Source organism: Bacillus sp. SRI_025 (genome assembly GCF_057592095.1).
In genome coordinates this window covers 168,553-192,802 of the sequence record NZ_JBYEGB010000001.1, presented here as the reverse complement: position 1 = coordinate 192,802, position 24,250 = coordinate 168,553, and the positions used below count along the sequence as shown (strand labels likewise).

Genomic DNA, 24,250 nt, shown 5'->3' with positions numbered 1-24,250 from the left:
TTGTAATGACTACACATATCTAAAATGTGTAGTCATTACAATTGTTCTTAAGAAAAAAAGCTGCCACAATGACAACCAGTTCTAATTTTATATCTAAGACGGTTGAATTCTAATTAGATGAAATGCCCTTTCCGCCTTGTGTTATTAAAGTATTGATTCTATCAATACCAGTAATAATTGGTTTCGCACGACTTATTAATGTTTGGGTAGCTTCATGACCTAGAGATGCTTGATGGGCATCTTCGTTTGCCCACACTTCATAAACATAAACAGAATTTGGTTCATTCTCGGAAATATTCACAAGATATATTTCACATTCATCCAAATTCTTCATTGATTCTGCTGCTTCTAACAGAATATCAACCATTTTTTCTTTTTCGCCTTCTTGTACCATAAACTTGTTAAATAAACTAAATTTACTCATACCATCCTCCTTCATTTTGTCTTAATCACATTTTAGACACTATAAACTATATCTTCAATCATTATTTTATAAGGAAATAAAAGGGGTGGTTGGCCTTCATAATGGACAAATGGTTCACTTTTCTGTTTCATTAATGACATTCATTCACCATGTTTTAGTAAAACAACTACATCCTATTTAGTTCGGGTTATACTAAAAGGACAAAGCAGTAGAAAAGGGGGAATACCGTTGAAACTTTATACGAAAACCGGGGATCAGGGACAAACAGGCTTGATCGGAGGAAGAGCCGATAAAGATGACGTGAGAGTTGAAGCTTACGGCACATTAGATGAGGCGAATAGCTTCATTGGACTTGCGCATGCAAATTTACGGCAGCATGGCGAATTGTTTCAGGACCTTTTGTCAGAGCTGATCGTTATACAGCATGAGCTGTTTGACTGCGGCGGTGATTTGGCAGCAGTGAAACCACCTAAAGAGGGCAAATTAACAGAAGCCTCTGTGGCAGTCCTTGAGGAAAGAATGGATGTCTATGTAGAAGAAGCTGCGCCGCTCACCAAGTTTATTTTACCGGGCGGTCAGGAAGGTGCTGCTCTTTTACATGTGGCGCGGACAGTCGTTAGAAGAGCAGAGCGGCATATTGTGACGCTTGCGAAACAGGAGGAGATTCCAACCGTTGCGCTCACATATGTAAACCGTCTATCCGATTATTTATTTGCTGCTGCCCGAATCGTGAATTATCGGCTTGGTGAAGCTGATGTTGAATATGAACGAAGTGCCGACGTGTTTCATTCTAAATAAGGAAAGCACTCTTCGAATGAGAAGAGTGCTAAACGTCTTCGTTCTGTAAGCACAGAAGGGATTCCAAGTCTTGCTTGTGCAATGAACACTTTATTTCGTATACAAATGCTTCATCAGCTCTTTGTTTTTTTGAATAAATATGTCATTGTGCGAAGAAACCATTCCACGAGCGCTTGCATCAGGCATTACGTATTGCTTCGCTTGGTTTACCGCATTCGCAGCATCTTGGAAAGCCCCAGCAATCAAATGTAATTTTCCTTCATGATGCAAAATATCGCCTGCTGCATAAATGCCCCGGACTGACGTCTCACTCAGTGGAGTTCCTGCAATCCAGTAATCCTTCTGCTCTAGTTTAATGGTACTATTCGCAAGTAATTCTTTGTCTCGTTCGTATCCATGATTGATAATGACTTCATCTATGGCTAGCTTATATAAAGTATCGTCCTGATTATTTTTGAGGACAACCGTTTCAATCCGCTCATGATCGTCTGCTGCGATGAGCTTTTCAATTGAGGTATGAAGCAGACATTGGACAGAGCTGTTATTAAGTCTTGATATTTCGGCTTCATGGCCTTTTAAAGCATCTTTCCGGTAGGTTAAATACACTTGCTTGGCAATCGGCTCCAGCTCATTCGCCCAGTCAATGGCTGAATTACCACCTCCTGAGATCAACACGGTTTTATCTTTAAAACGTGCAAGGGATTTGACCGTATAATGCAAATTTTGAACCTCAAATCGTTCTGCACCCTCAATATCCAATTTAATCGGCTTGAGGATACCTCCTCCAACAGCTAAAATGACGGTTTTGGAGTAATGTTTTTGATTGGACGCGGTGTGGAGAACAAAGTGACCTGTTTCATCTTGAGAAATAGAGGTCACCTTTTCTCCAAGTACGACCTTTGGATCAAAGGTCAGTCCTTGAGTAACAATTTGTTCAATCAGCTGCGAGCCTGGAACTGGCGTTAATCCTCCTATATCCCAGATCATCTTTTCTGGATAAACATGAACCTTTCCTCCAAGGAAAGGCTGGAATTCAATCAGTTTCGTTTTCATTTCACGCAATCCACTATAAAAGGCGGAAAACAATCCAGCAGGTCCGCCGCCAATAATGGTTACATCATAAACTTCCATATCCTGCATCGTATAATTCTCCCCACTTCTTTTGCTTCATTTATTTTTAAAAATGACCATAGTCATGATTTCATAGATGATTCATGCAGTCTCATTTATTTTCTAATTGCTGCTGCAAGGCTTCTAAAAACTGGATGCGGCTATAAGCAGGTCCTCCTTCAAGGAGTGGATGTACCACATTGATATAAACCTGATCCTTTTTAAAGGCCGTCATGTTTCGAATAACAGGATTCTTTTTCATGTCATCAAATGCCTGCCTTGCCTCTTGATTTTCATCCGTAGAAAATTGTACAAATAGATAATCCGGATTCATTTCCCCTAGCTGCTCGACAGAGATTGCTTCTTGTGTCTTTGCCAAACTAATCGGCTGAGGAACGGCGAGACCCAATTCGTTATACAAGACAGGATTGAAATACACATCTTCTGGATATACGAAGGCTTGTGCTCCCCGAATGCGAATGATGGCTACTTTTTTATCCTTGAGCTTTTCCTTTAACGAAGCTTTTGCGTCTTCGACATCTGTTTTGTATTGAGTGAGGATTTTCTCTGCTTTCGTTTGTTTTCCTGTTAATTCGGCCATTAGCTCTAAATTAGCCTCCCAATTTGTCGCGATATGGGAGATTGGAATGGTCGGCGCAATTTTCTCTAACTTGTTCAGTACGACTTGTTGAAATTTAGAGGAGCCTAAAATAACATCAGGCTTCAAACTTAATATTTTCTCAAAATTTGGCTGCTGTTTTTCACCGATTGATTCGGAATCGCTTGTGATTGAAGCAAATATTTTCGGAAACTTTCCTCCTACTGATATTGCCCCTGCCGGATGAACATCAAGTACAACGGCATCTTCCATCGCTTCCATTGCCCCAGTAATGACGATTTTTTCGGCTTTTTTCGGGATGGTATACTTTTTCCCAAGATACTCTATTGTTTTCGTAGCAGCATCACCTGAATTTTCAATTCCGGCATTTTTGCTTCCGGAGGCAGTAGTTGATTGCTTAGGCTTGTCTCCTCCGCCGCATGCCGCCATGATCAGCATCAATAAGGAAATGAAGCCGATGATCATTAATTTCTTATTCATCTTTTCAAAACTCCTCTCAAACTGTCTATTGTAGTCGTGCTTTATTTCATCCCCAGATGCTCACGTAAGGTGGATCCTATATATTCACTTCTAAATAAGCCATGTTGGACGAGTAAGGGGACCAATTCGTCAAAAAATAATTCTAGTGATTGTACTGAGCCCGGAAGAGCAATGAAACCGTCTAAAGCGCCTGCTTCAAACCATCTGGTTATTTCTCTCTGTGCATCCTCAGCTGTTCCCACGATGACCCAGTGTGCCGATCCAATGACCTCTGGTCTGGAGAGTAGTTCTCTTACGGTAGGCTGCGTTTGTACAATCAACCTGCGCAGCAAATCAGCATGAGTCTGACTGCGTACCTGCTCATCCAATCCTTGCAGCATATCGGCAGGAACGGGTTGATCTAAGGGAAGGTGACGAATATCGAGACCTAGAATCGATTGTATCGCTGCATAACCTTGTGCAGTGCTTAAATGGGAATGAGCCTCTCGATACATTTCATGCGCCTCATCACGTGTTTTTCCTATAAAAAAGTACAAGCCAGGCAGCACACGGATCTCATCCGGCTGGCGGCCATGCTTGCATGCTCTTCTCCTCATGTCTTTCCGTAATTCAATGCCTGAGGCCATATCAGGGGTTGCTGCAAACATCGCATCTGCAGTTGAAGCGGCAAAATCCCGCCCCGTTTCCGAAGCACCTGCCTGAAACAAAGGAATGGTTCCTGACGGATGAGCTGGCACATTAAGCGGCCCCTTAATTTGAAAGAAATGCCCTTCATGTTGAATAGAATAAATTCTCTCCTTGTCAGCAAACTGTCCTGTCGCTCGATTGATGAGCAGCGCCTCATTTGGATAGCTCTCCCAAAGCTTGCGTACAACATCCGTAAATTCCATCGCCTTCTTATATCGTTCTTCTGAGGTTGGCATGGGTGAATGGCTAAAATTATCGGCTCCGTCGATCGAAGTGACAATATTCCAGCCGGCACGTCCATTGCTGATCGAGTGCAAGGACTGAAGCTGTCTCGCCACTACATAGGGAGGGTTGAACGTAGTCGAGGCAGTTGAAACAAGTCCGATTCGATCCGTCTCATGAGCAATCGAAGCAAGCAGAACCGTTGGATCAAGACCGCCAAAGCCAGGGGAGTGATCCAATGACTCTATGTGGAGTGTCAGTGCATCCGGCTTAAAAAGAAAGTCAAGCTTGGCCATCTCTGCTCTCTTTGCAAGCTCAACGTAAAAGTTGGTTGAAAATAAGTGTTCTACCATGCTGCTCGGATGCTGCCAGCCTTTTCCCTTCAACCAGGTCGCTGACAAGGACAATCCGATACAAATCTGCCTTTTTTTGTTCACATCATCTGCCTCCCTGTCGTTGCTGATTATTAGTCAGCAATAATCGATATTGATAATCATTATCATTTAATAGTATAGCAAGGACCTCGTGAAATGCGAATACACAAATAGCGAATATCATATGCATTATTATCTAATCTGGACTGACAGAAGAGCGATGATCTTGATCGACTTCAATTTATGAGGCAGTTAGGCTGGTTATTTCATAGAGAGCTGTGGAATTCCTTTAAGGAATGAGGCTGGCGTCTATCGTTTTGAGAAGAAATACGACAGATTTATTTAGCGATATATGCGCTAGGCGGCACTCCGAATTTCTTTTTAAATAGTCTGCTAAAATATAGCGGATTGGGATAGCCGACAGTCATAGCAACGTCACGAATCGAAATATTGCCTGCCTTTAGTATTTCAAGCGCTCTTTCCATACGATACTGGATGACATAGTCAATTGGGTGAAGTCCGGTATATTTATGGAAAAAGTATGAGAAGCTTTTAGGATTCATATCGAACAGTTCAGCGAGATCCTGAAGTGTTAATGGAATCATATATTGTCCTCTAATATAAGCGATGGCTTCCTCAATGACCCTTTCATGAGGAGAGCTCTCTTCCTGCTTACAGCCCATTAGTATTTGATATAGGATGCGTAAAAATAATTCTTTGACTCGAAGTTTCCCCATTCCGCCAGGTGTATGGACATTCTGATGGAGCATGGTGAGTAATTCAATGATTCTCGGATTTGCTCCCGTTTCCAGCTTGAAAACAGTGTCACAGTCAGATTCTTTATCACAATTCAAATGATAGAAAAGTGAATGGTACTCGTATTCTGATTGACTGATCACCTGCAGGGCAAGCTGGCATCCTGGTGTTACATGGATGACGGACCCTGGCTGCAAATCGTAGCTCTTTCCATTAACATTCAGCCTAGCTTCCCCGCGAATACTGAAAAGAAAGCAAGCACTTTCTGTCTTAAACTCCCTTAATGTACTATGGGGCTGGATGACTAAACGATAGATTTCTTTTATGTGAAAAGGATGACTAGCAAATAGATCAGCTAGTTGATCTCTATTTATCAATATACGACACCTGCCTCTTACTTGATTTAGATACAACTTATTCTGTGATTCTACCATACGTTTAACAACACTCTTCTTTTCGATGAGTGTTTTTTGTTTGATTCAACCGTTCAGTCTGAGCATTGTTACGACTCTAGTCGCAATCAAAGATCAATCTGTAACACGTTTTGCCGGCTTTCTTTTTTGACTATAGTTAAAGCAAGGAGCAAGAAAGGAGGCATGAAGATGAAAATAACAAGTAAAACCATTATCGGTTCAATTTTATTGTTTGTCGGTTTATCCATCTTCTTTGGTGGTTCATTAGGTGGACTGATTCCGGTTTTGATTGGGGCATGGCTCATCTATGTAGGTGTTAAAAAATATGAAAAAGGCAGTAAAACCTCAGGGATCATTCTAGCAGTCATTGGTGTACTGATCGTCGTGCAATTCCTGCCGTTTTTACTCGGCATCGCATTTGCAGGGGTACTTCTTTATTTTGGCTGGTCGATGATTAATGGTGAATCTACCAAAAAATCATCAAGCAGAGCCTATATGGAGCCAAACACGGCACCCAATACGGAAGAACCGATTCACACGTCATTTGATCAAGAATGGGAAGACTTTTTAAAGAAAAAATAAAAGGAGGAACATCAAATGGTATTAAGAAGAGTAAGAGATATGTTTGTTGCAACTGTCAATGAAGGGTTAGATAAATTGGAGAATCCGCGTGTCATGCTGAATCAATACGTTCGTGATATGGAGGATGATGTTGCGAAAGCGAAACATGCCATCATCAAACAGCAAACGATTCAGCAAGGCTTCCTGCGAAAAGCAGAAGAGACGGAAGCATTTGCTGAAAAGCGAAAGAAACAGGCAGAGATGGCATATCATGCGGGAGAAGAGGAGCTTGCACGAAAAGCGCTCACAGAAATGAAGTATTTTGAAGAAAAGCACAACGAATATCAGGAAGCGTACCAGCAGTCTGTGAAACAATTGAAAGAGCTGAAAGAGCAATTACAGCACTTAGAAACGAAGCTGCGTGATATAAAAGACAAGAAACAGGCACTGATTGCAAGAGCCAATGCCGCACAGGCAAAGCAGCATATGAATGATTCCATCAATAAAGTAGACAGTGAAAGTGCATATAAAGAATTTCTTCGAATGGAGAACCGTATTGAAGAAATGGAAACAAAAGCAGGCAGTTATGCACAATTTGCGGATCAAGGGGCATATGCTCATTTAGACTATGCCGACGAGGTTGAAAAAGAATGGCAGAAACTGAAGCTTGAGAAAAAGCCTGAACAGCAGCAAGCAAACGTATAGAGATCACATCGGAAGAAAAGCAGGCTTTTTCTTCCGATATTTGATTTCTTTCTGTTTCGCTTTTCCTTATAATGAAAAGGTCAGAAGATAAAGGGATGGTATGAATGAAGCGATTAATCGGTCTAATTTGTATACTTGTAGGTATCTTTTTAATGATTGGCATGCTTTTCAAAAATGAAGGTCTCTTTCATTTAAGTTTTTCCCGTGAAAAACCAGTGACAACAGCTTCAGCAAAGACAGAGGAGATTGATCAATTAGATATTTCTCTTTCTGGGTTTCGCGTGAAGGTAAAACCTGAAAATCGTTCCGATATTTCCGTGACTGCTGTCAATGGAAAAGGGAAAATGTATGCGGAGCAAACAGGTGGTACCTTCAAAATTCGGGCTGAAAATAAAAGCTTCTTGTTTTTCACTCAATTTGAAAAAGGAGAGCTTTTGGTTAAAATTCCAACAGATTATCATAAAAATGTGAAGATTACAGGTGGAAGTGGCGTCAGTGAGATTGACGGAGGAGGAAAGCTGTCCCTTCAAGATGTGATACTCAAATCAACGAGTGGAAACCTCACAGCCGAGAATTTTTCAGCAAAAAATGTAGAAATCAAAGCAACCTCTGGCAGGATGGCAGTGTCGCATATCGATGCGAAGGATAGTGATATTGGGGCAACTTCAGGGCGTGCCGATATTAATGATGTCAAAGGCAAACTGCAATTGGGCATGACAAGCGGCCGAATGACGGCAAGTTTTGATACAATTGAGTCACCTGTCTCCTTTCAGATGACATCAGGGAGCGCGAAATTTAATTTGCCAGATGACGGAGATTTCAACGTTCAGGTGAAAAAAACAAGTGGAAGCGTCGATCACTCGTATGACTTTGATCAAGTGGAGAATGAAGGTCGAGGCTTTACAGGTACGCAGGGAAAAGGGACACATTTAGTCGATATTGAAATGACAAGTGGTAACCTCAAGCTGCGGTAATGAATGAAAGAAAAGGAAGGAGGCGAGTCAACTGCGTTTTACAAGGAATCAAATATTAGGCATCATTGTTGTGATTTTTGGTATTAATTTATTTCTCAAAATTATTGGGATCGGAGCAGATCTGTTTTGGCCTGTGTTTTTTGCGCTGGCGGGTTATTGGCTGCACTCACGATCCAAACGTTGGCTCGGTTCAGTTTCCTATATTTTTGCCGGCTTTCTCTTCTTAAAATTTCTGCTCAATATTACATTTAGTTTAACAGGTTACTTATTTGCGGCCTTTTTGATTTATGCCGGCTATCGCTTATTGAAAAATAAACCTGTTTTTGATGTCGATAAAAAGGAAACATCAGACGATGGGAAGCCTTCACTGAAAGTCAATCTTGAAAAAGAGGGCGATCAGAAGAAAACAAAAAGCCAGACAAAGCCGCGCAAAGAGCATGATTTTTTTATCGGTGAAGTCAGGCTGATGAAAAAGCCTTTTCAACTAAGTGATTTGACGATTTCAGGTTTTATTGGCGATGTTAAAATCGATTTATCAAAGGCGATCATTGCAGAAGAAGAGAGCACAATCGTGATTAGCGGACTGATCGGCGATGTGGATATTTACGTACCGCAGGATATTGAAGTATGTGTGAGTGCTTCAGCCGCGATTGGTGATATGAAAATCATAGATGAAAAAAGAAGCGGCTTCGGCAGTAAAGTGTATGTGATGACCAACGATTATGATGAGAGCAAACGAAAAGTGAAAATCTCCATCTCTCTACTGATCGGAGATGTGGATGTGAGATACTTATGAGGAAATTGCATTTAGGTATCCAGTGGCAATCTGTTCGTCTTGGAGTCGGCGTCTCGCTCGGTGTTGTAACGATGACGACACTGCTGATGTTTTTTTATTATCAGCTTGATCCAATGATCCTGCTTTCTACCCGCTGGTTTGGCATACCGTTTTTTTGTATTTTACTCATCGTTAGTCTTGCGATTGGGATTTCTGCCGCGAGTGTATTTGGCTATCAGCATAAGAAGAGGCTCGACCAGCTTGTAGAGTCGATTTTGAAGTTCGAAAATGGAAACTTTGCATACAGACTGCCGTCGCTTGGCGATGATGAAATTGGCTTAGCCGCCGATCAATTAAACGAAATGGCGAAGCGGGTGGAAGGGCAAGTAGCCTCTTTGCAAAAGCTTTCGAATGAACGGGCTGAATGGCAGGCTCAAATGAAGAAATCGGTTGTCTCAGAAGAGCGTCAGCGGCTGGCACGAGAGCTCCATGATGCGGTCAGCCAGCAGTTATTTGCGATTTCGATGATGACCTCAGCTATTCTTGAAGGCATGAAGGAAAAGGACGAAAAGATTTTAAAACAAATGCAGCTTGTCGAACGAATGTCTGGCGATGCACAAAATGAGATGCGTGCTCTTCTGCTTCATTTGAGACCGATCACTCTAGAAGGAAAAGACCTGAAAAAAGGCTTAATTGAGCTGCTAAATGAATTTCAAGCAAAGCAGCCGATTGATATTGATTGGGAAATCGAAGATGATGTTCCGTTATCTAAAGGAGTAGAGGACCACCTCTTCCGAATTGTGCAAGAAGCACTGTCGAATGTGTTTAGGCATGCAAAGGCGACAAAAGTGACAGTGCGTCTGCTCATAAGAAACCGTCAAGTGCAGCTAAAGATTATTGATAATGGTATTGGCTTTCAAACAGACCATGTGAAGACGGCCTCCTACGGACTGGAATCGATTCGAGAAAGAACAAGTGAGGTAGGCGGTGTCGCAGAGATTATGTCATTTGAGGGAAAAGGCACACAAATTGATGTGAAGGTTCCCATTTTTGATGAAGGAAAAGGAGAGAACGTTCGATGATTCGAGTGCTTTTAATCGACGATCACGAAATGGTTAGAATGGGGCTTGCGGCCTTTTTAGAGGCGCAGGCTGATATTGAAGTCATTGGTGAAGCGTCAGATGGACAAAAAGGTGTAGAGCTAGCCGTTGAATTAAGGCCAGATGTGATTTTAATGGATCTTGTCATGGAAGGGATGGATGGCATCGAAGCAACGAAAAGAATTTGTCAGGAAATTGAAGATGCCAAGATCATTGTTCTGACGAGCTTTATTGACGATGATAAAGTCTATCCAGTGATTGAGGCGGGTGCTTTAAGCTATTTATTAAAAACATCAAAGGCAGGAGAAATTGCGGATGCCATCAGATCTGCAAGTATCGGCGAACCAAGACTTGAATCGAAAGTGGCAGGAAAGGTCATGAATAAACTCCGTCATTCATCAAATGGGTCTATCCTTCACGATTCATTAACAGCAAGAGAAATGGAGATTTTGAAGCTGATTGCGGATGGGAAATCGAATAAGGTCATTGCTGAGGAATTATTTATTACAATTAAAACGGTGAAGACCCATATTACCAACATTCTTTCCAAACTTGATGTGGAAGATCGAACGCAAGCGGCTGTGTATGCCCACCGCCATAAGCTGATTCAATAAAAAAACAGCTTTCAAGTGAAAGCTGCTAGAACATGCGTAAAATTAGTCCTTCTGTCCTGTGATCGGACGTTCGGATAGTTGATGGAGCTCAGGAACTGGAAAAGCCTCCTGCTCCTTGGCCGATTTTTCTTCCAGGGTTTTCTTCATTTCGGATAAAAGCTTTACGCTCTCCTTTGCTGCTGCCGCTTTTTTTTCCTGCAAATCAATGATCTGTGAAAGTCCGACGAATAATCCGCCTCCCAATAGAAGGAGCGCAGGGGTTTGTCCATAATAAACCACGATCAAAAATGTGCTTGAAAAGCTGTCGGCTTCAATGAAGAAATCTTCTTTTGATTGCATGAATACAACGATTAACAGAAGTATCCCTAGAATCAAAAATAGAATGCCGGCCGAAAGTAAAGCTCGTTTCATGATTGACACCCTTTTTTTCTTACCATTTTAACATACTCTATAAAGATTGTGTTGCGCCCTTAGTCCCGAAGTCACGGATTTTCACATTTGCCTTGTAACGAATGTCCGATTCACTAAAAATCTCATCCCAATGCTTCGCTTCTTTTCGAAAGTCCTTCGGATATGCAATACTCGCTTTTTGAGAAAACCCGCAAATATCTGCTTTGATCTCATGCTGTAATTCCCCAATGAAATCTTTTACGGTTTTCTTTAATTGACGCTCCACTGCACCCTCAATCTCTTGAAGATACTTTTCATTAAATGCATTCTCACGCTCATTCCAATCCTCAGATAATCTTCCATCAAGTTCTACTGATACATCAAATTGATATCTTCCGCTGGCTTTTTTCTTCGTTTCAATGTTGTGTTTCAGTTTAAATATTTCATAAGAATAGATGCTGTGGTCATATTTAAATTCAATGACTCCACCTTTTCCTTCCCCTGTCAATAGGTTGTATGACTGCACGGCTAACGGAGAGATGTCGGTGAGAAATCGTTTGTTTTTAATAATAGAGGCACCGTCGAGTATTAATTTCCCTTGATCCACACTGACTTTTGGAACAGCAAAAGATACGTTGTTTTGCATAGCAGTAGAAATATCTCCTAATGAAACAGGCTTTAACATACGGATGGTCGATTTTGTATTCCCCGAAATATCATATAATGTAGAAGAAGCAGGCTGCCCATCATCATTGATTTTCAGCAAGTCTCCAGGCTTTTCAGCGGTCATAAAGACAAGGCTTCCTCTCCGCGTTTCATTGTCGCGAATAAATTGATTGATGACGAGGTCGAAATTATTTTCATTGATAAGCTCCTCAGAAAATAAATACACCCTCAGCTGCTGGGCGAAAATCCGATGGCTTTTGAGAGTCGTTGTTCGGAATATTTGATGCACGGAATCACCGCTAGTTTCAATAATCTTTGTTGGGTCTTTTACGCTGGATTCCTGTTCAATTTTTTGAGGAACAAGGACTTGCATAGATATTTTCAGCTTATGACCGTTATCTCCTTTATCTAAGCCATAACCAATCGCCATGTTGAGCTCCTCAATATTGGTACTATCCCAGCATCCACTTAATAGAACAAGGGCGAGTAATGCAAAGACCTTCTTCTTTTTCATGCTGTTTTCCGCCTCCTTTTCAAAAACACGATGATAAATAAGAGAAACGGGAGGATACCGAATAAAAGGAAAAATAAATGGTTTACATACGTTAAATAATTGCGCACTGTATCAACATCCTTTGGGAAAATGGCGGCAAAGTAGATGACAATTCCCATCAGCGCGAGCACGATCTTTTTAGGGAATTTTGTGAGTTTTGATAACCCCATTGCAGCAAAAAACGTATATCCTACAAAGCTCGTATAAAGTTGAACAAGCCAAACGATGAGCAAAAAGGATTCGATTCGCTCAATAAAGATTCCTTGTATATCAAACGATTGAAATAAGGCAATCGTCGGCCAAGTCAAAGTCGCTGTTTCTTTCACCGTGAACGCACCAACGACAAGAATATAGGTGAAAATATAGATGATCGCAGGAATCAAAAAGCCGACTGCGCCATAAGCAAAGGTGTGTTTTTGCGTTTTCATATAGACAGGCATAAACAGTATCATTTCAATGCCAACAAACGAAATGGCTGATGCGTTAAGGGATTTGAAGACAGGGGAGAATCCCTCTCCTAAAACAGGCCGGAGGTTATCTAACTTAAATTCTTGAACACTGAGTCCGTATGCAACAAATAAGATAATCAAGGTGACAATGAGGAAAAAGGGGCACAGTCTGGCAAAATCACCAATCCCACCGACTACGAGATAAAGGCCAACCAAAATAAAGCTGATCATTGTCACTGCTACAGGTGTGTTTTGAAGCAAAAAAAACTTCACCATTTCCGACATCGCTCGTACTTCATAGCTGGCAACGCCAAGAAAATAAATAATAATCAATATGTTAGCAAGAGCGCCAATGTACTTTCCAAGACCCTCATTTGTATAATCATAGTAAGAGGAGAAGGGGACTTTTTTCATCATAAGGACATTCGCAAAAATAAATACAATGTAAATGGCACTCATGAGCAAGAGCGCAATCCAGCCGTCAGGTGTAGCTGCAGCTTGAGCCATTGCTCTTGGCAGAATCATCATACTGGCACCTAATGTTGTATTGGCAATAATGGCACTTGCCTGATAGCTGGTGATCGACTCTTTATGATTGACCATATCGTTCTCCTTTCTTTTGATTTTTCAAAGGCAATCGAATGATGGAATTGTCTTCATTTTTATAGCTGAACACAAAATCTGGTGAAAAATAAGGCGTACCAAAACTTTTTTGCCGTGTTAAATGAGTAAGGAGAACGAGCATGAACAGCACAATCCCATATAAACCCAAAGTAGCTGCCGTAAACATAGACACAAAGCGGAGCACGCGGAACGACATGCCCATCCCGTATTGAGGAACAGTAAAGGACGCAAGGGCAATCACACTGACGATAATCACCATGATTGAGCTCACAATATGAGCCTGAACGGCCGCCTGTCCGATGACAACTCCACCTACAAGTCCAATCGTTTGACCGAGCGGATTTGGCAGCCTTAAACCCGCTTCCCGCAGCAGCTCAATCGTTATTTCCATAATGAGTGCCTCCACAATAGGAGGAAATGGGACATTTTCTCTTGTACTTGAGATCGAAATAGCCAGTGTTGTTGGTAACAGTCCTTGATGGAAGGACACAAGCGCAATATAAATAGCTGATAAAAATAATGTCAGAAAGATAGAGGTAAACCGCAGCATCCGAATGAGAGAGGCGGCGATCCACCTTTCATAATAATCATCAGGTGATTGCATAATCGTCGCGAGAGAAGCAGGTACAATTAACACAAAAGGAGAATGATCAACAAAAATGGCGACACGTCCATTATTTAAAGCAGACGCCACTTTATCCGGTCGTTCTGTGTTTTGGATTTGCGGAAAAGGAGAGTACACATTGTCTTCAATCAGTTCCTCAAGAACCCCAGAGTCTTGTATATCATCAATGGTGACTTGCTTGAGTCGTTTTTTCACTTCTTTTAAAACAGACGATTGAGCCATGCCATCTATGTACATGATGGTCACTTGGGTGTACTTCTTTTGTCCAATCTTCATATCAACCGTTTTGAGATCGGGGTTTTTCAAGCGCTGTCTTACAAGAGCTAAGTTCGTATCTAAATCTTCAATAAAGCCAATTTTCGGTCCTCTCACAACTGTTTCAGAGGTAGCATCCCCTATACTGCGTTTCTTCGTTCCATGCGTTTCTAAAATGTACGCATGCTGAAAACCGTTAATCAGTACCACGCAATGCCCATCAAAAATCGCAGCGACCAATTCCTCAGAAGTCTTCACCGAACGGGTGGTCATCATCGATAAATTGGATTCCAGCTTCTCTTTTGTGAGAGACGTATGATCTTGGAGAAGCAGCTTTAAAAAGGTTTGAATCTCCATCGTTTCGTTCATTTCTTTTATGTATAAATAGTAAACAACCTGTCCGTGAGGCAACGTTTTTTTCTCATGAACCAAGTCGTCCATTTCTTTTAATTGTGGAAGAATGACGGAGAGGTTATCGTATAAGTGCTCTTTTAATGGAGTTTGATTCATTCGGATCACCCGCCTCAAATCTTTTTCTTAGCATTACCTGCTTGAAAAAACAATATTCTGTGTTACATTATTTTGTGGTAAAAGAAAGAATGAGGGTTTTGGAGGAAACAAGATGGCACAGATTCGTTTAGCAGGAACAAAAGAGGAGATCGACCGTATTCTACAGTCGTTTGACAAGCATTATGAGGTGACTTATACATCAAAGGACTACGGAAAAACGAACCCAAAATACAAATATTCGAAGGATGTTCGCGTTTATATTGAACTAAAATTAAAATAAAGATAAAATTTTAATTGAAAACGCTTAAAGGATTTTCGTTTTTTGTATAGAATAGAGTTGAGTGATGAGAAGCTATGGAGGGATACATAATGACGGAATTTAGAATCGAAAAAGATACAATGGGCGAAATCAAAGTGCCGAAGGACAAGTTCTGGGGTGCACAAACACAACGAAGCAAAGAAAATTTCAAAATCGGTTCTGAGAAAATGCCAAAGGAAGTTGTGAATGCGTTTGCAATTTTGAAACGTAGCACAGCGATTGCCAACGAGCGTCTTGGCAACCTTGAAAGCGAAAAAGCAGAAGCAATTGCTGCTGTATGTGATGACATCATCAGCGGAAAGTATGACGAGCATTTCCCGCTTGTTGTTTGGCAGACAGGTAGTGGAACACAAAGTAACATGAACATGAACGAAGTCGTTGCAAATAGAGCAACTGCTTATTTGAAAGATAAAAATAGTGAGTTCAGCATTCACCCGAATGATGACGTTAACCGCAGCCAAAGCTCAAACGATACATTCCCAACGGCTATGCACGTGGCAGCTGTTTTAGCTGTGTACAAAAAGTTGCTGCCTGCTATTGACCAGTTAAGAACAACTCTTGATGAGAAAGCAAAAGCGTATCAAGAGATTGTGAAAATCGGCCGTACGCACTTGCAGGATGCAACACCGCTGACAGTTGGTCAAGAAATTAGTGGCTGGGTATACATGCTGGACCGTTCAAAAGAAATGATTCTAGAATCAACTGAAAAAATGAGAGAATTAGCCATTGGCGGAACTGCTGTTGGTACAGGCATTAACGCACATCCTGAGTTCGGTCAATATGTTGCTGAGGAAATCAGCCAGCTGACAGGTCAAACATTCAATTCTTCACCAAACAAATTCCATGCGCTGACAAGCCATGATGAAATTACGTATGCACACGGTGCCTTAAAAGCACTTGCAGCTGATTTAATGAAAATTGCCAATGATGTCAGATGGCTTGCAAGTGGCCCACGCTGTGGAATTGGCGAATTGATTATTCCTGAAAATGAGCCGGGAAGCTCTATTATGCCAGGAAAAGTCAACCCAACTCAAAGTGAAGCTTTAACTATGATTGCAGCACAAATCATGGGGAATGATGCCACAATCGGTTTTGCGGCAAGCCAAGGAAACTTTGAGCTGAACGTATTTAAGCCAGTCATCATTTATAACTTCCTGCAATCAGTTGAACTACTTGCTGACGGCATGAACTCATTCCATGACAAGTGTGCAGTTGGAATCGAACCAAACCTAGAAACAATTGAGAAAAACTTGAACAATTCATTGATGCTTGTGACGGCACTTAACCCGCACATCGGATATGAAAATGCAGCGAAAATTGCGAAGCTTGCTCACAAAGAAGGATTAACATTAAAAGAAGCAGCACTTCAATTAGAGCTGCTAACAGAGGAGCAGTTCGAGCAATTTGTGAAACCAGAAGAAATGGTGACACCAAAAGCGAAATAAGAAACCAGGGGCGGCTGCCCCTGGTTTTTTTCATTAAAAGTGATGCGTTTACAAATGATCCTCTTTCAAAATACGCAAAAGTGAATCAGAGTTGCTTTGCAGCGGTGCGTATAATTTTAATTGGTACAGCATGCCTTTCACGATGACTTGTCTTGGTTTTTGTTTGTTTAATTCATTTTCTAGTATGCCAAGCGCTTCAAATAATTCAGGTTCGTTCTTCACTTCATAGTGTGATTCAGCAATCTCTCTTAACTCCTTTAAAAGAGATTCTGTGAGCGGATCGAATGACCGTTCATAAATCGGACCAAACCAATCGCTCGCTTGATCTACAGAAATGAGAGGAAGGTCATTTCGCTTCATCATACCGCCCATCAAATCATCGATACGATGAATCATGGTTGTGGCAAGTTCTTCTGCTTCCAGCTGAAAATCATATAAAATCGCCAGCTCGAAATAAACGTGGCTCATGCCCTCAATCGTCAAACATAAATCAGCCATATAAGGAATAGCAGCATCTCCATATACTTGTTTAATGTTATCAATGTGAAGCTGGACGGTCGCAAGCCTAATTTGTTTTGCGAGCTGCTGCGTTTCTTCATTCAGTGGAAGCGCCCTGTCGCTCAGCTGCATTTTAATAAAATCCTTTTGCTGCAAAATATTATCATAATAGACAGTGAGCTGTTTTCGGTAGGCTTCTTTTGGTGTGCCGCCCTCTGTTTGAACCTCATGAATCCGGGTAAATACCTTATCGTAATAGTAATGAAGGATTGAAATGAGCAGTGCTTCCTTTGATTTAAAATAAAGATAAAAAGCACCCTTTGACATGTGGCATTCATCCGCAATTTCCTGAACAGACGTTGTGTTGTAGCCTTTGCTGGCAAATAATTTCATGCCAGCCTCAATGATCATTTTTTCTTTCTTTTTCAATATGAATGTCATCCTTTCTTACCGAGAGACAAATGTCTTAGGAAACGTGCGCAAAGAGATATGACTTATCGGTCATAAACGACGAAAGTTTTCAAAAATTAATCAGATTGTAACTTGTTTTTTACAGTGTAATTCTTTATATTATAAAGTAAGGTGACCAACTGGTCAAAATATGTGAAAGGATGATGTTCCATGAGAGAAATCGATGATATGATTAGACGCTTGCGAACAAAAGGGATTCAAGTAGAAAAAGTCAAAATGCCAAAAGAGACAACCATTGAAAAGAAATGGATGTATCAAGCTGGCAAAAAGATCAAAGCCACATACCGTGATTTCAATGGGTATTCATTCATCTAAAAAAGACTGCGGTCAAAAACCTACAGTCTCTTCTTTGGAACTATGATTGTATAACGTACACCTAGATCATCATTTTCAATAGATATGGACGCTTGATGCATTGAAAGGATTCTTTTGACAATGCTTAATCCAATACCGAATTCGCCCTTTTTTCCCTTACTAAAAGGTTCGTATAGGTTGGACAGCATATGTTCTTCAATTGGAGGACCGTCATTTCGAATAACAATGCGGATTTGCTCCTCTTCCTGTTTCATCTGAATATCAATCTTGCTTTTTGCGTATCGAAGTTGATTTTCTAGTACATTCTCAAATAATTTGCTCCATTGTTCTGGATCGCCTTCAAGAGCAGCCTCATCATCTAAGTCCACGTTCCACTGCAATTCATTTTTCGACCAGCGTATTCGGTCGACCACTTCCAGCATCGTATTACTGATTAGGAAGGAAGAATGTGCGGGATGTTGTTTTGATAAATAATCAAGCTTTGTTAAGTACAGCAGATCCTTGATTTTCTTCTCAAGCTTTTCCGCTTCACCTTCAATGACTTCCACCGTTTGTTCAAGATCTCCCTTAGGAAAAATACCATCTTTAATGGACTGCGTGTAGCCGCGGATGACCATGACAGGTGTTTTTAAGTCATGTGAAATATTCTGCAAAAGTGTCCGTTCTGTTTCATCCTTTTGAATGAGTTTTTGTCTCATTTCCTCAATGGTATGACCAAGCTTGCCAATTTCATCTTGCCGGTCAACGATGACAGGATCGTCCCAGTCCTCTTGTGCAATCCGTTTGACGTGTTTTTCAAACGCAACGATTGGTCGGGATAAATAGCGGGCAAGCCATATCGATGGAATCCAGCTTAGTAAAATAACGGTGCCTAAGATAAAGATCAGCTGTTTAAACAGCGTAAAGGACAGGTCGTCTCGATAAGAATCTGGTGCATAGGACAGAAGAATATATGGTGTATTGCCTGATGATACCTTTTTGATGACAAAAAAGATATGCTGGCCGTTCACCTCTTCAGAATACCGTTTCGTTGCGCTTTTTTGTTTTTTCACAAACGATTGGATTTTCTCAATAAAGGCATGCGGAAAAAACTGCGCCATTTGATCTAATTCATTTGACGGAATCAAAATGTGCTGCACGGAGCGGTTTTCCGGTGTCGACTTTGGCGAGCCGTCTCGGTTTAATGGATATTCTGTCAGCACTTGCTGTTCATTTTCAATATTTTTATAAATTTCATTTGTGAAGAAGTCACGTAATGTATTAGAAAATAGAATGATCAGGACAATGGAAATGGTGAGCAAAATGCCAGAGATCACAACCCAAATTTGAAAAGCGAGCGGTTTGTTCTTCATCCTTTCAGCATCCTATAACCAAATCCATAGATGGTCTCGACCTTTAAGTCGGGCATTTTTTTGCGCAGCCGTCTAACAAGGTCATCGACTACACGGTCTGTCCCGAAGTAATCATGTCCCCATATTTTGACGAGGATATCTTCACGAGAAAAAGCATGTCCCTGGTGATGTGTAAATAAAAGCAGCAAGTCAAATTCCTTAGAAGTTAAGTTAATGAGCTGCCCCTCTTCATACACCTCTCTTACATCCTCATGAATGACATAAGAAGAAATGGTTGTGACGCTTTGCTGCTGCGGGGTATCACTGTTTTTATACACAAGCTCCAGCAGCTTTTGTACCCGAATGATCAGCTCACGCGGAAGAAACGGCTTTGCAATATAATCACTGCTTCCCAGTTCTAAGCCGAGGACACGGTCGATATCGGCATCACGTGCTGAAATGAAAATGACCGGTACGTCAGGTGATGCGGCTTTGATTTCTTTAATGAGGGTGTAGCCGTCTGTATCAGGCAGCATGATATCTAAAATCCATAGATGCGGCGGCTTGTTCATTGCCTCGCGTGCCGCTGCTCCGGTTAAAAAAGAGGAGACATTCCAATCCTCACTCTCTAAATATTTGGTTAACAGTTCATTTAAGTTTTGTTCATCTTCAACTAAATAAATGGTGTACGACAAAGTCTTCCACATCCTCTCAACGTCATTATAACGGGATACAAAGGCGGCATGTCAACAATCACACGCTTTTTTCACAATTTCACATATTCTTCTCATCATTATCCCATAATGTTTGATTATGATAAGGTCAAGGGAAAAAAGGGCATAGAAAAAAGGCGGATGAATAGGTGCTTTTCATCAATGTGCGCACCTTGCTTTTTTTCTATGAATAAGTATTATATAATTTGACATATTGCCATAAAGTATTTTTCAATGATCTTTCCATTAAGAGGACATGAGTCCTATCTAGACATATGAAATGAAACATGATGTAAAGGAGTGCAAGCGATGGATTTCCGAAGAGAAGATGAAGAGAATAAGATGAATCATCCAGAAAACACGAATCAAGACAATGAAATGAACCATCAAGAAGATACCCATCAAGAGAATGAGAAACAAATAGACGCACCAGAAAAAGAGAAGGAACTCGTTTTACACCAGCATGAAATCGAAGCATCTGCCGCGCAGGAGAGTGTGACGAATCATTCTCCTCAAATGGTGGATGACCGTGCGTCAAAAAAGGAGAAAAAGCGGAAGGCGGCATGGCTCAGCCCGATTCTTGGAGGAATTATTGGCGGGGGTCTTGTACTTGGCATTACACCGCTTTTGCCGCAGTCACAGGATACAGCTGCCAACACGCAAACGCAGACCGCATCAAGTGAGCCGGCAGCCTCAGATAATTTCTCGACAAAACAAATCACCAATGCGACAAATGTTGCTGATATGGTAGAAGATTTAGAGCCCACCATTGTAGGGGTCTCAAACTATCAATCTACACAAAATTCATTTGGCCTGAGCGGTGATCAAACAGAAGCTGAAGCTGGAACAGGCTCTGGTGTCATTTTCAAAAAAGATGGTAAAAAAGCGTACATTATTACAAATAACCACGTTGTCGAAGGGGCCAATAAATTAAAGGTCACACTATACGATGGTAAAACAAAAGATGCAAAGCTTGTCGGCAGTGATGTCATGACAGATTTAGCCGTTGTTGAAATCAATGCAGACGGCATTGATAAAGTGGCAAGCTTTGGTGATTCTTCTAAGCTTCGTGCTGGAGATAAAGTTATTGCCATTGGGAATCCGCTCGGTGCACAATTTTCAGGTACTGTGACAGAAGGAATCATTAGTGGTCTTGATCGTACCGTAGAAGCAAATACGTCATCTGGTACAGTGGAGATGAATGTACTGCAAACAGATGCAGCCATTAACCCAGGAAACAGCGGGGGGCCACTGATCAATACAGATGGTCAAGTCATTGGTATTAACAGCTTGAAAATCAGCGAAAGCGGTGTGGAATCACTCGGATTTGCGATCCCAAGTAACGATGTCAAACCGATTGTAGATGAGCTGTTGAAAAATGGAAAAGTTGAACGTCCATACCTTGGCGTACAAATGATTGACCTTGAGCAAGTGCCTGAGACGTATCAGGAAAATACGCTCGGCTTATTTGATAAACAAATCGGCAAAGGCATTTACGTAAAGGATGTTTCAAAAGGTTCACCTGCGCAAAAAGCAGGCTTGAAATCTGGAGATGTCATCATCAAGTTCAAAGGGAAAGACGTAGTGAACAGCTCTCAGCTGAAAGAAATTCTTTACAAAGAAACAAAAGTCGGCGATAAAACCACAATGACTGTCATCCGTGAAGGAAAGAACAAAAATTTAGATATTACCCTTGGACAGTCAGAGAGCGAATAAATGAAAAAAACAGGTGGAGGTCAACATATCCACCTGTTTTTTTGTGCTTATTTTTTTGAAGAGAGTGTACGCAGTATGAGGTGTTCCCACATGTTCCACGGCAGAAGCTGTTTTGCTGTGAATGAAAGTCGTACGCCTTTTCCAACAAGATATCTCAGCCGTTTCAGCCGCTTTTTCTCTGCTAACCGAACAACAAGCGCTGCCACTTCACGAGGATCTCCATAGTTGGATTTCTGGGCATCAATATGGGCCATCATCTTTTGATAGAGTTTTATGTATTTCGATCCCTCTGCTGGCCGAATCATTTGCTCGTTCATGGAGGTATTCCAAATATTTGTTTGGAAAGAGCCCGGCTCAATTAAGGCCGCCTGGATACCGAACGAAGCTAGTTCAATCCGTAAGCTTTCTGTATAGCCTTCCAACGCAAACTTAGACGATACATATGGAGAAAGTGCAGGCATTCCCATTAATCCGCTGATACTGCTCATATTGAAAATCTTTGCGCCGCTCGTCATAAACGGCAGGACTGCTTGGGTCATTTCCATCACACCGAAGACATTCACTTCAAATTGCTGGCGGTACGTGTCAACAGGAATCTCTTCCGCAAAACCAGCAAAGGCTGTTCCCGCATTGTTCACAAGCAGGGTAATAGGTGCATAGGCATGAAGTTTCTTCTGAAATGCTTGGATCGACTGCGTATCCGTCACATCTAACGCTTCAATATGTATCATGCCGGATAAAGAGGCTTGCTCGATTTCTTCAGCGAGCTTTTTTGCATTGGTTTTCTGTCTGACGCCGGCAATCACTGTATAGCCCTGCTTGGCGAGACGTATCGTGATGAGCTTGCCAAAGCCGCTATTGGCACCAGTTACAATGGCTGTTTTTTTCATCATCCGGTTCTCCTTTTTGTTTAAATTTATCATAGTGAGATGTTTTATTGAATAACAAAAAGGAGCCTAGAGAAGAATAAAAAGCGATGCTATGAAATAGGAGGAAACACATGATGTGTTGGAAGAAGGCGGGACAAATAGGAGTGCTGCTCTTTATGCTGTCCGGCTGTCAATCAATTGAACCATTACAACAAACACATGAAGCAGAGGCAGAAAGTCTGTCAGCTGTTCAAATGAAGGAACTGCCATTTCAGCATCTGCATCTGCATGTACAATATGGACAGAAAAACGAATTATACGAAGCGACCTACCGTCAGGCAAGAGGCAAAGAGGAGGCAATCATTCGTGATCATATGAATGGGGTCCGCTATGAAGGGGAAGAAGCCTTGCGCGAGATGAAGATGAAGCTGAATGATATGTCGATTCCTAGTGCAAAGATCAATGAAGCGTATGTAAATGAACTATTAGCTGCTTTTAATTTAGATGATGATTATCAGCGGATTCAGATCGATCTGAAGCTCGAGGATGGGACCAAACGTACATTCCAAAGGAAGAAATAAACGAGACTTTCTCATTTTTTAATTGAAAATGATTTTCAAGATCACTTAAATCTGATACACTAAATTGAGATAAGTGATCTTTTACGTCTGTACATAGACGATATTTCATATAAAAATTTGGATGAGAAAAGGAGCGTTTGAGCGGAATGAGTGCCATTTCTACTGAAGGTTTAAGCTTAGGCTACGGAGAAACAATGATCATCGATGAACTAAATGTATCAATCCCTAAGGGTGAAATCACAGTATTTATTGGCAGTAATGGATGCGGTAAATCCACGCTACTTCGCTCTTTGGCCCGTCTCATGAAGCCAATGGGTGGTTCTGTCCTGCTTGAAGGTCATTCCATTGCAAAATTACCAACAAAAGAAGTAGCGAAACAGCTCGCTATTCTTCCACAAGGACCAGAAGCGCCAGAAGGATTAACTGTGCATCAGTTAGTGAAGCAAGGCAGATATCCTTATCAAAATTGGCTGAAGCAGTGGTCGAAGCAAGATGAAGAAGCAGTGAATCGCGCATTGAAGTCAACAAAGATGGAAGATCTTGCTGATCGGACCGTTGATTCATTATCAGGTGGACAAAGGCAGCGTGCATGGATTGCGATGACGCTGGCCCAAGAGACCGATATTATTTTGTTAGATGAGCCGACGACATATTTAGACATGACGCATCAAATCGAAATTTTGGACCTTCTGTTTGATTTAAATGAGAAAGAGCAGCGCACGATTGTGATGGTTCTTCATGATCTCAATCTCGCATGCAGATATGCTCATCATCTTGTCGCGATTAAAGACAAGTCAATTTATGCAGAAGGCAGACCAGAAACAGTGATTAATTGTGATCTCGTGAAAAATGTCTTTGATATGAATTGCCAAGTGACAACAGATCCTCTATTTGGAACACCATTATGTATTCCGCACGGTAGAGGACGCTGTATTGTGCAGCAAGCGCAAGCTGAAACATTTCTTGCTGCAAGATAATCGTATGTCAAAAGCCTGACATCTGTGTCTCACAGAGTCAGGCTTTTTTCTGAAAAAGGAGCGGAATGTCAATGGGAAAAGAATTAGAAGAAAAGCTGGAAGGCTTGCTTGATAAATATACAGAGCTGCTGCTCGGTGAATCAACAGACGAGCTGAAACAAGATGTGAAACAATGGGTGATCTACTCTCATATTGCCAAAAGCATGCCGCCGCTAGCAAAGCATTTCAATGAAACGTATCCGGAAGCAAAAGAAGAAATCAAACACACGATTCAACGAATCAAACAGTTGAACGAAGCTCATCGCGCCAATAAAGACCGTTAAAAAACTGC

General features: G+C 41.4%; 27 protein-coding genes. 14 read left to right on the top strand and 13 right to left on the bottom strand.

What is annotated here, in order from left to right:
• Positions 1-109: 109 nt before the first annotated feature.
• On the bottom strand, positions 110-424 hold the full coding sequence (locus AC20OE_RS01065) for a putative quinol monooxygenase (RefSeq protein WP_039181343.1): 315 nt from the start codon (positions 422-424) through the stop codon (positions 110-112).
• Between the two features lie 228 nt (positions 425-652).
• Here AC20OE_RS01065 and AC20OE_RS01060 point away from each other — a divergent pair, with 228 nt between their 5' ends.
• Positions 653-1,222 carry a cob(I)yrinic acid a,c-diamide adenosyltransferase gene (locus tag AC20OE_RS01060; RefSeq protein WP_487268066.1) on the top strand — a complete coding sequence of 190 codons (570 nt, stop codon included), beginning with the start codon at positions 653-655 and terminating at the stop codon, positions 1,220-1,222.
• Between the two features lie 90 nt (positions 1,223-1,312).
• Here AC20OE_RS01060 and AC20OE_RS01055 read toward each other — a convergent pair whose 3' ends face one another.
• The 4 genes from AC20OE_RS01055 to AC20OE_RS01040 all read right to left on the bottom strand — a co-directional run bounded on the left by AC20OE_RS01055 (position 1,313) and on the right by AC20OE_RS01040 (position 5,847).
• Positions 1,313-2,362 (bottom strand): NAD(P)/FAD-dependent oxidoreductase, encoded by a 1,050-nt coding sequence (locus tag AC20OE_RS01055; protein ID WP_252056681.1) that lies wholly within the window; start codon positions 2,360-2,362, stop codon positions 1,313-1,315.
• Positions 2,363-2,444: 82 nt separating this feature from the next.
• A complete protein-coding gene (locus tag AC20OE_RS01050; protein WP_487268064.1) occupies positions 2,445-3,431 on the bottom strand; it encodes an ABC transporter substrate-binding protein in 987 nt (328 codons plus the stop codon).
• Between the two features lie 41 nt (positions 3,432-3,472).
• Positions 3,473-4,777 (bottom strand): NtaA/DmoA family FMN-dependent monooxygenase, encoded by a 1,305-nt coding sequence (locus tag AC20OE_RS01045; protein WP_059375013.1) that lies wholly within the window; start codon positions 4,775-4,777, stop codon positions 3,473-3,475.
• 275 nt (positions 4,778-5,052) lie between these two features.
• Positions 5,053-5,847 (bottom strand): AraC family transcriptional regulator, encoded by a 795-nt coding sequence (locus AC20OE_RS01040; protein WP_039183310.1) that lies wholly within the window; start codon positions 5,845-5,847, stop codon positions 5,053-5,055.
• 225 nt (positions 5,848-6,072) lie between these two features.
• On the opposite strand from AC20OE_RS01040, the gene AC20OE_RS01035 reads away from it, so the two are divergent.
• From AC20OE_RS01035 to liaR, 6 genes are all read left to right on the top strand, one after another.
• The gene (locus tag AC20OE_RS01035) at positions 6,073-6,465 is read left to right on the top strand and encodes a hypothetical protein (protein ID WP_039181331.1); all 393 of its coding nucleotides are present in this window, start codon (positions 6,073-6,075) and stop codon (positions 6,463-6,465) included.
• Between the two features lie 15 nt (positions 6,466-6,480).
• A complete protein-coding gene (liaH, locus tag AC20OE_RS01030) occupies positions 6,481-7,149 on the top strand; it encodes a stress responsive protein LiaH (protein ID WP_058838141.1) in 669 nt (222 codons plus the stop codon).
• 104 nt (positions 7,150-7,253) lie between these two features.
• Positions 7,254-8,123, top strand: coding sequence for a LiaG family protein (liaG, locus tag AC20OE_RS01025; RefSeq protein WP_228280162.1), 870 nt, complete (start codon positions 7,254-7,256; stop codon positions 8,121-8,123).
• Between the two features lie 31 nt (positions 8,124-8,154).
• Positions 8,155-8,919 carry a cell wall-active antibiotics response protein LiaF gene (liaF, locus tag AC20OE_RS01020; protein ID WP_039183309.1) on the top strand — a complete coding sequence of 255 codons (765 nt, stop codon included), beginning with the start codon at positions 8,155-8,157 and terminating at the stop codon, positions 8,917-8,919.
• The gene (liaS, locus tag AC20OE_RS01015) at positions 8,916-9,980 is read left to right on the top strand and encodes a two-component system sensor histidine kinase LiaS (RefSeq protein ID WP_039181324.1); all 1,065 of its coding nucleotides are present in this window, start codon (positions 8,916-8,918) and stop codon (positions 9,978-9,980) included. The genes liaF and liaS overlap by 4 nt, the downstream gene beginning before the upstream one ends.
• The gene (gene liaR, locus AC20OE_RS01010; protein ID WP_024426015.1) at positions 9,977-10,612 is read left to right on the top strand and encodes a two-component system response regulator LiaR; all 636 of its coding nucleotides are present in this window, start codon (positions 9,977-9,979) and stop codon (positions 10,610-10,612) included. Before liaS ends, liaR begins: the two co-directional genes overlap by 4 nt.
• Before the next feature lie 42 nt (positions 10,613-10,654).
• Here liaR and AC20OE_RS01005 read toward each other — a convergent pair whose 3' ends face one another.
• From AC20OE_RS01005 to AC20OE_RS00990, 4 genes are read right to left on the bottom strand one after another with little or no spacing between them, the layout of a single operon-like run.
• A complete protein-coding gene (locus tag AC20OE_RS01005) occupies positions 10,655-11,023 on the bottom strand; it encodes a hypothetical protein (RefSeq protein ID WP_039181321.1) in 369 nt (122 codons plus the stop codon).
• 37 nt (positions 11,024-11,060) lie between these two features.
• The gene (locus AC20OE_RS01000) at positions 11,061-12,182 is read right to left on the bottom strand and encodes a Ger(x)C family spore germination protein (protein ID WP_099663708.1); all 1,122 of its coding nucleotides are present in this window, start codon (positions 12,180-12,182) and stop codon (positions 11,061-11,063) included.
• On the bottom strand, positions 12,179-13,273 hold the full coding sequence (locus AC20OE_RS00995; protein WP_039181316.1) for a GerAB/ArcD/ProY family transporter: 1,095 nt from the start codon (positions 13,271-13,273) through the stop codon (positions 12,179-12,181). The genes AC20OE_RS01000 and AC20OE_RS00995 overlap by 4 nt, the downstream gene beginning before the upstream one ends.
• Positions 13,260-14,684 carry a spore germination protein gene (locus AC20OE_RS00990; RefSeq protein WP_039181313.1) on the bottom strand — a complete coding sequence of 475 codons (1,425 nt, stop codon included), beginning with the start codon at positions 14,682-14,684 and terminating at the stop codon, positions 13,260-13,262. Before AC20OE_RS00990 ends, AC20OE_RS00995 begins: the two co-directional genes overlap by 14 nt.
• Positions 14,685-14,796: 112 nt before the next feature.
• Between AC20OE_RS00990 and AC20OE_RS00985 the strand changes: the two genes are divergently transcribed.
• Positions 14,797-14,964, top strand: coding sequence for a YvzF family protein (locus AC20OE_RS00985; RefSeq protein ID WP_003213147.1), 168 nt, complete (start codon positions 14,797-14,799; stop codon positions 14,962-14,964).
• 89 nt (positions 14,965-15,053) lie between these two features.
• Entirely contained in the window at positions 15,054-16,448 is a 1,395-nt protein-coding gene (gene fumC, locus AC20OE_RS00980) for a class II fumarate hydratase (protein WP_024423418.1), read from the top strand.
• Positions 16,449-16,496: 48 nt separating this feature from the next.
• Here the strand turns inward: fumC and AC20OE_RS00975 are convergent, their stop codons facing one another.
• Positions 16,497-17,375, bottom strand: coding sequence for a TetR/AcrR family transcriptional regulator (locus tag AC20OE_RS00975; protein WP_099663709.1), 879 nt, complete (start codon positions 17,373-17,375; stop codon positions 16,497-16,499).
• A gap of 192 nt (positions 17,376-17,567) precedes the next feature.
• On the opposite strand from AC20OE_RS00975, the gene spxO reads away from it, so the two are divergent.
• Positions 17,568-17,732, top strand: a complete 165-nt coding sequence (gene spxO, locus AC20OE_RS00970) for an anti-adapter protein SpxO (RefSeq protein ID WP_003212782.1) — start codon at positions 17,568-17,570, stop codon at positions 17,730-17,732.
• Between the two features lie 20 nt (positions 17,733-17,752).
• Here the strand turns inward: spxO and AC20OE_RS00965 are convergent, their stop codons facing one another.
• Together AC20OE_RS00965 and AC20OE_RS00960 are read right to left on the bottom strand one after the other, a co-directional pair.
• Entirely contained in the window at positions 17,753-19,084 is a 1,332-nt protein-coding gene (locus AC20OE_RS00965) for a HAMP domain-containing sensor histidine kinase (protein WP_099663710.1), read from the bottom strand.
• Positions 19,081-19,758: a response regulator transcription factor gene (locus tag AC20OE_RS00960; RefSeq protein ID WP_099663711.1), complete on the bottom strand. Its 678-nt coding sequence runs from the start codon at positions 19,756-19,758 to the stop codon at positions 19,081-19,083. Before AC20OE_RS00960 ends, AC20OE_RS00965 begins: the two co-directional genes overlap by 4 nt.
• A 327-nt stretch (positions 19,759-20,085) precedes the next feature.
• Between AC20OE_RS00960 and AC20OE_RS00955 the strand changes: the two genes are divergently transcribed.
• Positions 20,086-21,492, top strand: a complete 1,407-nt coding sequence (locus tag AC20OE_RS00955) for a S1C family serine protease (protein ID WP_099663712.1) — start codon at positions 20,086-20,088, stop codon at positions 21,490-21,492.
• A gap of 47 nt (positions 21,493-21,539) precedes the next feature.
• On the opposite strand, the gene AC20OE_RS00950 is transcribed toward AC20OE_RS00955, so the two are convergent.
• Complete coding sequence (locus AC20OE_RS00950) at positions 21,540-22,382, bottom strand: SDR family oxidoreductase (protein ID WP_487268055.1); 843 nt, start codon at positions 22,380-22,382, stop codon at positions 21,540-21,542.
• A 113-nt stretch (positions 22,383-22,495) separates the two neighbouring features.
• Between AC20OE_RS00950 and AC20OE_RS00945 the strand changes: the two genes are divergently transcribed.
• The 3 genes from AC20OE_RS00945 to AC20OE_RS00935 all read left to right on the top strand — a co-directional run bounded on the left by AC20OE_RS00945 (position 22,496) and on the right by AC20OE_RS00935 (position 24,242).
• Positions 22,496-22,942 (top strand): YusW family protein, encoded by a 447-nt coding sequence (locus tag AC20OE_RS00945; RefSeq protein WP_180272447.1) that lies wholly within the window; start codon positions 22,496-22,498, stop codon positions 22,940-22,942.
• A 146-nt stretch (positions 22,943-23,088) separates the two neighbouring features.
• Positions 23,089-23,919 (top strand): ABC transporter ATP-binding protein, encoded by an 831-nt coding sequence (locus tag AC20OE_RS00940; RefSeq protein ID WP_008347057.1) that lies wholly within the window; start codon positions 23,089-23,091, stop codon positions 23,917-23,919.
• A gap of 71 nt (positions 23,920-23,990) precedes the next feature.
• The gene (locus AC20OE_RS00935; RefSeq protein WP_058838132.1) at positions 23,991-24,242 is read left to right on the top strand and encodes a DUF2573 family protein; all 252 of its coding nucleotides are present in this window, start codon (positions 23,991-23,993) and stop codon (positions 24,240-24,242) included.
• The last annotated feature ends 8 nt before the right edge of the window (positions 24,243-24,250 follow it).